Below are 11,491 nucleotides of genomic sequence, written 5' to 3'. Positions count from 1 at the left end.
CTCTTGACCGGCGAGGGACCATGGAGTGCATGGCTGACCGCTACATCGAAGTCTCGCTGGTCAAGCGCGGGATCACCGCGACGGCAAAGCTCCTCGACGATCGGGCGCCGATCACCTGCGCCGCCGTGTGGGATGCCCTCCCGCTCGCCGGTGACGTCTATCACGCGAAGTACGCACGCAACGAGATCTACGCCCTTTTCCCGCCTTTCGCGGAAACGGAACCACCCCTGGAAAACCCGACAGTTACCCCGATTCCCGGAGATCTCTGCTATTTCTCCTTCGCGGGCGCGCAACTCGGCACCAAGTCCCACGGCTACGACCGCGAGGTCCGCCCGGGCACGACCGTCGTCGACCTGGCCCTGTTCTACGAACGCAACAACCTCCTCCTGAACGGCGACGTGGGCTGGGTCCCGGGCATCGTCTGGGGCCAGGTGGTGGAGGGGCTGGACGCCCTGGCCGAGGGCTGCAACGACCTCTGGCGGGCCGGCGCCCTCGGCGAGAGCCTCCGCTTCAGCCGGACCTAGGCCCTGTCGTTTGGATCATGCCGGCGTCGGCCGAAACGCACCGCACCTCACGGCCGACCTGATCCAAACGACAGGGCCTAGCGCTCAGCCCACCCGGCCGGCGCCCGCCGCACCCGAGTCGTACAACGCGTGCGCCGCCCGCAGCACCAGGTCGTCCCGGTGGCGGGCCGCCACGATCTGGAGTCCCACGGGGAGGCCGTCGGCGTCCGTGCCGACGGGCACGCTCGCCGCCGGCTGCTGCGTCATGTTGAAGGGGTACGTGAACGGCGTCCACCCCGTCCAGCGGCGATGCCCCGAGCCCTTCGGGACCTCCGTGCCCGCCTCGAACGCGGTGATCGGCAGGGTCGGGGTGACCAGCAGGTCGTAGGAGTCGTGGAAGCGGCCCATCCGGCGGCCGAGTTCCATGCGGACGTCCACCGCGGCCAGGTAGTCGAGCGCGCTCATGCGGGCCCCGAGGCCGCGGATCTCCCGGAGCCCCGGGTCCAGCAGTTCCCGCTGGTGCGGCCCGAGATGCTGGGTCACCCGGGCCGCCCCGCTGAACCACAGGGTGTGGAAGGCGTCCACGGGGTCGGCGAAGTCGGGGTCGGTCTCGGTGACGTACGCGCCGAGTCCGGCGAGGTGCTCCACCGCACGGCGGACCGCGGCCGCGACCCCGGGCTGCACGGCCACCTGGCCGCCGAGGGACGGCGAGTAGGCCACCCGCAGCCCGCGCACCCCGCCCGGCAGAGCCGCCGTGTACGGACCGGCCGCCGGGCCCAGCGCCGACCAGTCACGGGAGTCCGGCACCCCGATCACGTCGAGCAGCAGCGCCGCGTCGGCCGCGTCACGCGTCATCGGGCCGACATGGGCTAGCGTGCCGAAGGCGCTCGCCGGGTAGAGCGGCACACGGCCGTACGTCGGCTTCAGGGCGAAGATCCCGCAGAACGCGGCCGGGATGCGGACACTGCCCCCGCCGTCCGTGCCGAGCGCGAGCGGCCCCGCGCCGAGCGCCACGGCCGCCGCGGCACCACCGCTGGAACCGCCCGCGGTGCGCGCCGGATCGTACGGATTGCGGGTCACGCCCGACAGCGGCGAGTCCGTGACGCCCTTCCAGCCGAACTCGGGGGTCGTCGTCTTGCCGAGGAACACCGCGCCGCTCTCCCGCAGCCGGGCCACCGAGGGGGCGTCCTCGTCCCAACTTCCGTGCTCCGAGATCGTCTTGGAGCCCTTCAGGGTCGGAAGCCCGCGCGTCAGCAGGATGTCCTTCACCGTGACCGGGACGCCGTCCACCGCGCCGGACGGCTCCCCGCGCCGCCAGCGGTCGGCCGAGGCGCGGGCCTGCGCCAGGGCCTCCTCACCGGTCAGGCGCACGAAGGCGTTCACATCCGGCTGGATCCGTTCGGCCCGCTCCAGGGCCGCCCGGGTGGCTTCGACGGGGCTGAACTCGCCCTTGCGGTAGCCCTCGACGAGTTGTACGGCGGTCAGTTCGGTGAGGTCCCGCATATGTGCCCCTCCGTCGACGTTCAGTGCCCTGGGACATACCCGCGTTGCTTGTCGACCACGTTCGTCAGCGATCGGCCCGCAGCCCAGCGCTCGTACATCTCCACGAACTGCGTGCCGAGTTCATCGCGCCAGCCGACCGTGTCGCCGCTCATGTGCGGCGACACGATCAGGCCCGGCACGTGCCACAACGGGCTCTCGGGCGGCAGGGGTTCGGTGTCGAAGACGTCGAGGGCGGCTCCGGCGATCCACCGCTTGGACACCGCCTCCACCAGCGCCTCCTCGACGACGAGCTGACCGCGGCCGATGTTGATGAACCGGGCGGAGGGCTGCATCATCCCGAAGCGGCGGGCGTCGAACATGCCGTGCGTCTCCGCGGTGAGCGGGGCGGCCGCGATCACCCAGTCCGCGCGGGCCATCAGCCGGTCGAGGTCGTCGGGGCCGTGGATCCCGGTGCGCGAGCGGCGGCCGACGAGGGCGGTGACGACGCCGAGCGCCTTGAGGGTGCTCACGATCGCCCGGCCGATGGGCCCGGAACCGACCACGCACGCGCGGGTGCCGGCCACCCGCTGGGACTCCCGGTGCCGCCACACGCCCTCGCGTTGCAGGTCAAGGGTCCGGGGCAGGTCCTTGGCCATCGTCAGGACCAGGGCGGCGACGTACTCGGCGATCGGCTGGTCGAAGATCCCGCGCGCGTTGGTCACCCTCGTGTCGGAGGCGACGAGTTCGGGGCACATCAGATGGTCCACGCCCGCGCTCGCCGTGTGCACCCAGAGCGGTCGCGGGCCCTCGCCCGGCCACGCGTCCCGCACCGCGGTCGAGGTGAAGTCCCAGACCAGCAGCACGTCGGCGACCGGCAGCCGCTCGGCGAGCCCGGCCTCGTCCGTGTGCAGGATCCGGGCCCGGCCGGTGAGGCTCCCGAGGCGCGGCGGGGGGTCTGCGTCGAGGACCAGAAGGACGGGGACGGACATCCAGGCACCGTTTTTCTACGGATTGTCGCGGGGCTGCCGGACGTCTGACGTGGGCGGGAACACCGGCGGCAACCCCGGGGTGACGTGAGCGTGACATGGGCGGATTGACCACGCTCGCACCCGAACCTACCTTCGTCAACACGGGCGTTGTGCACGCTCCGCTGTCCCCCCGTCTCCCACCGTGAGGCCGGTCCCCGCCATGGACGTTTCCTTTCTGGGTGGTCCGCGCCCGCAGCGCGGTGTCGGTGTCGTCGCCCCCTTCGACTTCGCGCTGGACCGCGAGCTGTGGCGCTGGGTCCCCGACGAGATCTCGCTCCACATGACCCGCACCCCGTACGTCCCCGTCGAGGTCAGTCTCGACCTGGCCCGTCTGGTCAGCGAGCACGAGACCCTGCACGAGGCGGTGCGCACCCTCAACGCCATCGTCCCCGAGGTCGTCGCCTACGCCTGCACCTCGGGCAGCTTCGTCGGCGGGATAGCCGGGGAACGCGCCATGTGCGCGGCCATGACCCGGGCCGGCGCGGTCCCGTCCCTGACCACCTCCGGCGCCCTCCTGGACGCCCTCACCGAGCTCGGCGTCCGCCGGGTCGCGCTGGTGACGCCGTACACGGTGTCGGTGACCAGGTCGCTGGAGGAGTACGTCGCCGAGGCCGGCGTCTCCGTCGCCGGGTGCGCCTACATGGGCCTGACCCGGCACATCTGGAAGGTGCCCTACCGGCAGGTCTCCGAGATGGCCCACAAGGCCGTACGGGCCGACGCCCAGGCGCTGTTCATCAGCTGCACCAACCTGCCGACGTACGACGTCATCCCGCAGCTGGAGGCGGAACTGCGCATCCCGGTGATCTCGGCCAACCAGGTGACCATGTGGGCGGCGTTGCGCCGACTGGGTACCCGAGCCGTGGGACCGTACCAGGCGCTGATCGACCCGGCGGCGAGGTCCGGTCCCGTGCGCCCGGAGATTCCGGGTCTGCCGGAAGTCCGGGAACTGCCGGACGGAGAACAGCAGCAGGAAGGCTGGACATGACCGCACTCGGATTCCTCTACCCGGGCCACTCCGCCGAGGACGACTATCCGCGCATCGAACAGCTCCTGGGCAGCGACATCCGCCTGGACGTGGTCCACACCGACATCGGCACGGACGCCCACCGCGTGGACGCCCTCCTGGAGATGGGCTCCGCCGAGCGGCTCGCCGCGGGCGTCGAGGAACTGCGCATGTCGGGCGCCGAGTCCGTCGTCTGGGCCTGCACCAGTGGCGGTTTCGTCCACGGCTGGGAAGGCGCCCAGGAGCAGGTCCGCACCCTGGCCCGCACGGCCGGCATGCCCGCCTCCTCGACGTCCTTCGCGTTCGTGCACGCGACGAAGGAGATCGGGGCCGGGCGGGTGGCGGTCGCGGCGACCTACCCGGACGACGTGGCGGGCCTGTTCGCCGAGTTCCTGCGGGCGGGCGGCATCGAGGTCGGCCAGGTCCGCGGCGCCGGGATCATCACCGCCGCGGAGGTCGGCACCTGGGGCGAGGAGGAGGTCTTCGCGCTGGCCCGGGAGGCCGACTCGCCGGACGCCGAGGCGGTGCTCCTCCCGGACACGGCACTCCACACGGCCACCCACATCCAGGCCCTGGAGAAGGAGCTCGGCAAGCCGGTCCTCACCGCGAACCAGGTCACCGTCTGGGAGGCCCTGAGGCTCACGGACCGCCGCGTGAACGCTCCGGCGATGGGCGCGCTGTTCACGAGGGAGCCGATCGTCCAGGTCTGACGCGGGCGGCTCCAGGCGCTCACCGTCGCGGTTCCTGCGGGGCCTCGGTGGTGAGCGCCGCGCGCATGGTGCGCAGCCGGCGGTGCTGGAGGTTGCCGTAGAGGACGAGCCAGCCCACGAAGACGGCGCTGAACACGGCGAAGCCGACTGTCTGCCGTGCTCCCGCGGTCAGGGCGGTCAGCACCACGACGGCTCCGCACAGCACGGCGAGGAAGATCGCGGCCGCGACCCGGTGGCGGGTGCGGTGCAGGCGCTGTTCCACCAGGTCGCGCATGGCCTGCCGGTCCTCGGGCGCGGTAGGGACCTCGCCCCGGCGCAGCTTGCGGTCCAGGGCGACGAGGCCGTCCGTCGATCCCGCGGCCCGCTTCTCCTTGCGGCGCACGGCGATCACCACGGCGATCCCGCCCAGGGAGGTGATGGCCATGCGCACCAGGACGGAGGCGGGTGACCGCCCGGGGAACAGCAGCAGGACCAGGGCGGAGGCGGCCAGCACGGACAGCGCGTACTGAAGCCACAGATGGCGGCTGAGCAGGGCGTTGACGCGTTCCACCGGGTCCCCCCTCACAGCCGGGTCCGGGCCCGGCGGCGGATGCCGAGGATCCGCATGGTCAGGCCGATGGCGAGCAGGACGAGGGAGACCGCGCAGTACGCCCACGAGCCCGTGCCGCGGACGGCGTCGACGCAGGTCAGGATCGCCCAGAGGCCGGCCACGACACATAGTGCGGTCCAGGCGGTGTCGGCGATCCGGACGGAGAGCTGGTCGCGTTGTCTGGTGCCGGGTTCGAGGGGGCCGGGCTCATGCGGTCGCGGTGTCTCAGAGCGCGTCATGGAGGCTGCCTCCGGTTGGGTATCGGGGCATTTCGGGTACCCGGGGGACCCCGCGGCAAGCGACCAACTCCCTTGCGGGATACGGAATCTGATGCTCCGTGGGGTCATGGCGGACCCGTCCCCGTGCCGCCGCGCGCGAAAGCCACGGGAACAACCGGCGACCTCCCCCTGTTACCCGCAGAGCAACAGCGCACGGCACACACAGGAGGAGCCCACCGTGGCGGAAGACGAGATCCGAGGTACCGCACAGGGCACCGCCCCCGTACCCCTCTCGGTACTCGACCTGGTCACCGTCGGCGCCGGACGCACCGCCACCGACGCCCTGCGCACCAGTGTCGCCATCGCAAGGCTCACCGAGTCCCGCGGCTTCCACCGCTACTGGGTCGCCGAGCACCACTCCATGCCGGGCGTGGCGTCCTCCTCGCCCGCGGTGATCCTCGCCCACCTCGCCGCCCACACCACCCGCATCCGGCTCGGCTCGGGCGGTGTCATGCTCCCGAACCACGCCCCGCTGGTGATCGCGGAGCAGTTCGGCACGCTGGAGGCGATGGCCCCGGGCCGCGTCGACCTGGGCCTCGGCCGGGCCCCGGGCACGGACGGCGCCACCGCGGCCGCCCTGCGCCGCACCGACCGGCTGCACGAGGGCGCCGACGACTTCCCCGAGCAGCTCCTGGAGCTCACCCGCTTCCTGGACGACGACTTCCCGGACGGCCACCCCTACCGCCGTATCCACGCGGTACCCGGCCCGATCCAGGCGACCTCGCCCGGCGGTGTCCAGTCCCCGCACCGGCCGCCGATCTGGCTGCTCGGCTCCTCCGGCTTCAGCGCCCGGCTGGCCGGCTCCCTCGGCCTGCCCTTCGCCTTCGCGCATCACTTCTCGGCGCAGAACACCGTTCCGGCCCTGGACCTGTACCGGGAGTCCTTCCGGCCCTCCGCGGTCCTCGACGAGCCCTACGCCCTCATCGGCGTCTCCGCCCTCGCCACCGACGACGAGAAGGAGGCCCGCCGCCAGGTGCGCGCCGCAGCCCTCAACATGATCCGGCTGCGCACCGGCCGCCCCGGCCTGGTCCCCACCCCGGAGGAGGCGGAGGCCTACGAGTTCAGCCCCATGGAGGAGGAGTTCGCCGCCTCCTGGAACGCCAACGTCGTCCACGGCACCGCCGACGAGGTCCGCACCGGCCTCGACGACCTCCACAAGCGCACCGGCGCCGACGAACTGATGCTCACAGGCAATGCGCACAGCGGCGAGGTACGCCTGCGTTCGTACGAACTGATCGCGGACGCCTACGGGTTGCCGACGGCCTGACCGTCAGACCTGGGCGCCCATCAGCCCGGAGATACGATCCGGCGACACCGGCCGCGAGTACAGCCAGCCCTGTCCGGTGTCGCAGCCGATGCGGCGCAACCGGGTGGCCTGGGCCGAGGTCTCGACGCACTCCGCGGTGACGGTGAGGCCGAGGCGGTGGGCGAGCTGGATCATCGCCTCGACGACGACCTCGTCGGCCGGGTTCGGGGGGACGCCCTCCCCCTCGTACTGGAAGCCCCGGACGAATGAGCCGTCCAGTTTCAGGACGGAGACCGGGAGGCGGCTGAGGTAGGCGAGGTTCGAGTAGCCCGTGCCGAAGTCGTCGATCGCGATGCCGACGCCCATGTCGCTCAGCGCCTGGAGGGCCTGGAGCGGGCGGCCGGCCGAGCCCATCACCGCTGACTCGGTGAGTTCGAGCTGGAGCAGGTGCGGTGCCAGGCCGGTCTCCGCGAGGGTCTTCGCCACGTCCGCGACCAGGTCGGAGTCCCACACCTGGCGGACCGCCACATTGACGCTGACGAAGATCGGCGGCTCGTCCGGGTGGTCGAGCTGCCACTGTCGGGCCTGACGGCAGGCGGTGGCGAGGATCCAGCGGCCGAGCGGGACGATCGAGCCGTCCTCCTCGGCCAGTGCGATGAACCGATTCGGCGTCAGCAGACCGAACTGCGGGTGGTCCCAGCGCACCAGCGCCTCGACCCCGCGCAGCCGGCCGTCCTCCATGCCCACCAGCGGCTGGTAATCCAGCTTGAACTCGCCGCGCTCGATGGCCGGGCGCAGGGTGGAGGCGAGGGCCTGACGGGTCATGCGGTGGGCGTTGCGCTCCGGGTCGAACAGCGTCCAGCGGTCTCGGCCGTCGGCCTTGGCCCAGTACAGCGTGGTGTCGGCGGCCTGCATCAGCCCGGTGGCCGAGGTGCCCTCGGCCCGCCGTTCGACGACCCCGATCGACGCCGACACCGACATCCGGTGGCCGGAGAGGTCGAAGGGCGCCTGGATCGCCTTCAGCAGGGACTCGGCGAGGTCGGCGAGTTGCTCGGTGCCGGTGGAGTCCTCGACCAGCAGCGCGAACTCGTCGCCGCCCAGCCGGGCCACCAGGGGAGCGGTCGCCCGGTCGTGGCCGGCCTCGTCCGCGCAGCGCGTCAGACGCTCGGCCACGGCGGCCAGCAGCCGGTCGCCGACCCGGTGGCCGAGGGTGTCGTTGACGGCCTGGAACCCGTCGAGGTCGAGATAGCACAGCCCGATCCGGCCCGTGCCGCCCTGTTCGTACGACTCCGGTTCCAGCGCGGCCGTCAGCCGCTCGAAGAACAGCGTGCGGTTGGGCAACCGGGTCACCGGGTCGTGCATCTGCAAGTGCCGCAGCCGGGCCTGGAGTTCACGGCGGGCGGTGATGTCGGCGACGGAGAGCAGGACACCGGGGGAGCCGTGCGGATCCGCCAGCGGCGTCACCGTGATCTGCGCCCACATGGAGTGCCCGTCGGGATGCTTGAGCCGGCGCTTGCAGCGCAGCTTCGCCTGCCGGCCGCGCAGCACCTCCCGGTAGGCGTGCCAGGTGCGGGCGTCCGAGGCCAGGTCCACCAGATCGGCGGCCGGCGTCCCGGTCAACTCCTCCGGTACGGCGCCGAGCAGCTCGCCGAAGGCGGGGTTGGCGTCGACGACCGTGCCCTCGCGGTCCACCACGGCCATGGCCAGCGGCGCCGCCGCGAAGGCCGCCCGATGCGACGGGTACTCGGTACGAAAAGGTGTCGCGATGTCACTCTCTGTTACGGCTGACCCGTCGAGGTCTGCCGCGGGCGCCGGCCCTTCGGACGTTCCGTTCACCGCTCGCTCCCGCAGTGCACTCGATCGCTGTCCGCGCAGGAAAGTGTGCCGATCATAGAGGCTGCCCCCAGGCCCTTCCAGCCATTGCCCAGTCTCGGGGACCGGCAACCCCTTCTGGCAGATCGTTTCTGCCCGCGACTGGACGGGTTCTTCGGGCCAGAGACCGGTTGTGACGTTCCGTGAGTGATTCGGGGGTGTCGGCCGGTCCGGCAGGTCACGCCAACTCACTCGTCCGGTGCAGATAAACAGGACGTAGTACCGCAAATCATCACAGGCTGGGTGCGGTGTCCCGTGAACCGCTCCCGGAGGTCCCGTTGCCGCGCCCGTTTCCGCGCACGTTCCCGCGCCCCCCACTGCGCAGCACCGCCGCCGTGTTCACCACCATGGCGGCCCTCGCGGCCACCTCCCTCATCACCGGCCCCTCGGTCGCCGGGCCCCTCTCCTCGGCGCCCTGCACGCTGGAGCGCACCGAGGCCCACCACTCGGAGGGCCTGGACACCTGGAACACCGCCTATCCGCGCCCGGCCCGTGCCCTCGACGCGGTGATGGTCTTCCTGTCCTTCCCGGACGCCCCGCCGATGACCACCCCCGCCCAGCTCACCGCCGACCACTTCCCGGCCACCACCCGCTTCTTCGAACGCGCCTCCTACGGCCGCTTCACGCTGCGCCCGCACCCGCTGCGGCACTGGATCCGGATGCCGCGCCCGTCGACGGCGTACGCCATACAGCGCGACTGGAGTGCCGCGGACCGGGGCGCCTACCTGCGGGACGCGCTAGCGGCGGCCGACAAGCAGGTCGACTTCTCGCGCTTCGACGTCGTCTACTTCGTCGCCGATCCGGACGCGCCGGGCGTCGACTCGGACGCCACGAAGGTCGTCAACCTGGATGTGCCGCTGCGGGCCGACGGCACGGACATCCGCCGGGTCGTCACGGTGTTCGAGAAGCACCCGCCGGACCGTCTGGTGCTGGCCCACGAGACCGGGCACGTCTTCGACCTGCCGGACCTGTACCACCGGCCGATGGACGGCAAGGGCGACTGGGACACCTACGTCGGCGACTGGGACCTGATGGGCAGCCAGTTCGGTCTGGCCCCCGAGCTGTTCGCCTGGCACAAGTGGAAGCTGGGCTGGCTGGAGCGGCGGCAGGTGGCGTGCGTACGGGGGCCTGAGCCGGTGCGGCTGACGCTGGAGCCGGTCGCCGCCGGCCCCGGCCGGGCCGGGATCTTCGGACTCGGTCGCGGCACCAGGCTCGCGGTCGTGCGCACCGGAACCGACAGCGCGCTCGCCTTCGAGGCGCGCGGGGCGGTCGGCAACGACGCGGCGGTCTGCAGGCAGGGTGTGCTGGTCTACCGCATCCAGAGCGGCGCGGCGTCCGGTGGCGGCCCGATCCAGGTGATCGACGCCCATCCCCGCACCGAGGCCTGCTGGGAGAACTCCGTCTACCCACCCCTCGCCGACGCCCCCGTCGAGGCCGGCGAGACCTTCAGGGTGCCGGGTGAGGACGTACGCGTGAAGGTGACGGGCCGGACGACCACGGGGGCGTGGGACACGGAGATCACGGTCGGGTAGTCCTGGATACGCGAAAGGCCCCTCGCTGAAGCGAGGGGCCTTTCCTGTCTGTGCGCCGCCAGGGACTCGAACCCCGGACCCGCTGATTAAGAGTCAGCTGCTCTAACCAACTGAGCTAGCGGCGCCTGCTGACGTCGTAGACCTTAGCATCCTGATCGGCCGGGGGAAAAATCGAAATCCGCACGGCGGCGCGGGCCGCGCGCACGGCCGCCCAGAGCAGGATTTCGGGGCCCGGCAGCCAGGGGTGACGGGTGTCGGGGGCGACCAGCCAGCGGGAGGCCGGCGCGGATTTCGCGGCGCCGAGCGGGGCCGGGACGGTCACTGCGTCGCCGGTGCCGTGGCACAGCAGCGGCGGGATCGCCGCCGTGCGGCCGAACTCCTCCCACCGCAGCAGGGACGGCAGCCGCTGAGCCGTGCCCGGCGCCGCGAAGAGCAGCAGCCGACCCCGCAGCGTCGCCACCGGCCCCGAGCCGGGCCCCTCGTCCCAGAGCCGGTCGAGCATCCGGCGCCCGAAGACCGCGGGGACGCTGACCACGTCGAAGACGGTGCCGCAGGGCAGGACGACCGGGGCGGCGGGGCGCTCCTGCCAGAACGACAGGGTGCTGCGCGGATACGTTCCTGCCGAGGCGAGCCAGGCGGCGCCGTCCGCGGTGACGCCGGACACGTCGAATCGGTCGGAGAAGGGTTCGTCGCGAGTGCTCATGCCGCATACATCTACCGGGCGTGAGCGGTCGGTTCCCCAGAGTTGCGGGAAATCGGGACAGGAGGGAGCGGAGAGGGGTATCTTGCCCGCCTGGCATATGCCAGGCGAGGTCTCGTCCGAGGCCTCAGACCGGGTCGGCGTGCCCCGCCCCGCCCTCCGCGCCGCGCAGCAGATCCCGGCCGAACTCGACCATCTTCTTCGCGTAGTCCTCGGTCCACTCGGCGCGCTCGGCGATGTCCGCCGTCGTGAGCCGGTCGAAGCGCCTGGGGTCGGCGAGCTGGGCCGCCGCCATCGCCTGGAACTCCACGGCACGGTCCGCCGCCGCGCGGAAGGCGTGCGCCAGCTCGGTGGACCGGGTCAGCAGCGCGCGCGGGTCGTCGATCGACTCCAGGTCGAAGAAGTGCTCCGGGTCGTCGGCCACCTGTGTGGGTTCGAACAGCAGGGGCGCGGGGCGTAGCCGCGGCTCGTTCCGACGCGGCGTGGGCTCCGCCATGTCTTCATCTCCTCGTACGTCGTCCGACCGTCGGCCCGCCGGCGGAGGGCCG

The 11,491-nt window shown here is 72.1% G+C and carries 12 protein-coding genes and 1 tRNA gene; 5 read left to right on the top strand and 8 right to left on the bottom strand.

Annotated elements, in window-relative coordinates; translation table 11 throughout:
- The first annotated feature begins 29 nt into the window (after positions 1-29).
- A complete protein-coding gene (locus ABZ098_RS31570) occupies positions 30-524 on the top strand; it encodes a DUF3830 family protein (RefSeq protein WP_356596960.1) in 495 nt (164 codons plus the stop codon).
- An 84-nt stretch (positions 525-608) separates the two neighbouring features.
- On the opposite strand, the gene ABZ098_RS31565 is transcribed toward ABZ098_RS31570, so the two are convergent.
- Positions 609-2,006, bottom strand: coding sequence for an amidase (locus ABZ098_RS31565; RefSeq protein ID WP_356596958.1), 1,398 nt, complete (start codon positions 2,004-2,006; stop codon positions 609-611).
- Between the two features lie 20 nt (positions 2,007-2,026).
- The gene (locus ABZ098_RS31560) at positions 2,027-2,974 is read right to left on the bottom strand and encodes a D-2-hydroxyacid dehydrogenase (RefSeq protein ID WP_356596956.1); all 948 of its coding nucleotides are present in this window, start codon (positions 2,972-2,974) and stop codon (positions 2,027-2,029) included.
- Positions 2,975-3,173: 199 nt separating this feature from the next.
- On the opposite strand from ABZ098_RS31560, the gene ABZ098_RS31555 reads away from it, so the two are divergent.
- The gene (locus ABZ098_RS31555; RefSeq protein ID WP_356596954.1) at positions 3,174-3,998 is read left to right on the top strand and encodes an aspartate/glutamate racemase family protein; all 825 of its coding nucleotides are present in this window, start codon (positions 3,174-3,176) and stop codon (positions 3,996-3,998) included.
- Positions 3,995-4,726: a decarboxylase gene (locus ABZ098_RS31550; protein ID WP_356596952.1), complete on the top strand. Its 732-nt coding sequence runs from the start codon at positions 3,995-3,997 to the stop codon at positions 4,724-4,726. The genes ABZ098_RS31555 and ABZ098_RS31550 overlap by 4 nt, the downstream gene beginning before the upstream one ends.
- A 19-nt stretch (positions 4,727-4,745) precedes the next feature.
- Here ABZ098_RS31550 and ABZ098_RS31545 read toward each other — a convergent pair whose 3' ends face one another.
- Both ABZ098_RS31545 and ABZ098_RS31540 read right to left on the bottom strand, forming a co-directional pair.
- On the bottom strand, positions 4,746-5,276 hold the full coding sequence (locus ABZ098_RS31545) for a hypothetical protein (RefSeq protein WP_356596950.1): 531 nt from the start codon (positions 5,274-5,276) through the stop codon (positions 4,746-4,748).
- A gap of 11 nt (positions 5,277-5,287) precedes the next feature.
- Positions 5,288-5,554, bottom strand: coding sequence for a hypothetical protein (locus ABZ098_RS31540; RefSeq protein WP_356596948.1), 267 nt, complete (start codon positions 5,552-5,554; stop codon positions 5,288-5,290).
- Positions 5,555-5,771: 217 nt separating this feature from the next.
- On the opposite strand from ABZ098_RS31540, the gene ABZ098_RS31535 reads away from it, so the two are divergent.
- Complete coding sequence (locus tag ABZ098_RS31535) at positions 5,772-6,860, top strand: LLM class flavin-dependent oxidoreductase (RefSeq protein ID WP_356596946.1); 1,089 nt, start codon at positions 5,772-5,774, stop codon at positions 6,858-6,860.
- A 3-nt stretch (positions 6,861-6,863) separates the two neighbouring features.
- Here ABZ098_RS31535 and ABZ098_RS31530 read toward each other — a convergent pair whose 3' ends face one another.
- Positions 6,864-8,675, bottom strand: a complete 1,812-nt coding sequence (locus tag ABZ098_RS31530; protein WP_356596944.1) for an EAL domain-containing protein — start codon at positions 8,673-8,675, stop codon at positions 6,864-6,866.
- Between the two features lie 284 nt (positions 8,676-8,959).
- Here ABZ098_RS31530 and ABZ098_RS31525 point away from each other — a divergent pair, with 284 nt between their 5' ends.
- Positions 8,960-10,243, top strand: coding sequence for a M6 family metalloprotease domain-containing protein (locus ABZ098_RS31525; protein ID WP_356596942.1), 1,284 nt, complete (start codon positions 8,960-8,962; stop codon positions 10,241-10,243).
- Between the two features lie 51 nt (positions 10,244-10,294).
- Here the strand turns inward: ABZ098_RS31525 and ABZ098_RS31520 are convergent.
- From ABZ098_RS31520 to ABZ098_RS31510, 3 genes are all read right to left on the bottom strand, one after another.
- Positions 10,295-10,368, bottom strand: a tRNA-Lys gene (locus ABZ098_RS31520).
- Positions 10,359-10,946 (bottom strand): bifunctional DNA primase/polymerase, encoded by a 588-nt coding sequence (locus ABZ098_RS31515; protein WP_356596940.1) that lies wholly within the window; start codon positions 10,944-10,946, stop codon positions 10,359-10,361. Before ABZ098_RS31515 ends, ABZ098_RS31520 begins: the two co-directional genes overlap by 10 nt.
- 124 nt (positions 10,947-11,070) lie before the next feature.
- A complete protein-coding gene (locus ABZ098_RS31510; RefSeq protein ID WP_355748044.1) occupies positions 11,071-11,439 on the bottom strand; it encodes a hypothetical protein in 369 nt (122 codons plus the stop codon).
- Positions 11,440-11,491: the final 52 nt, after the last annotated feature.

Origin of the sequence: Streptomyces sp. NPDC006335 (assembly GCF_040612795.1) — a bacterium.
In the GTDB taxonomy this organism is placed as follows: Bacteria; Actinomycetota; Actinomycetes; order Streptomycetales; family Streptomycetaceae; genus Streptomyces.
The sequence above is the reverse complement of the archived record's forward strand: the minus strand, read 5'-3'. Positions and strand labels throughout refer to the sequence as shown.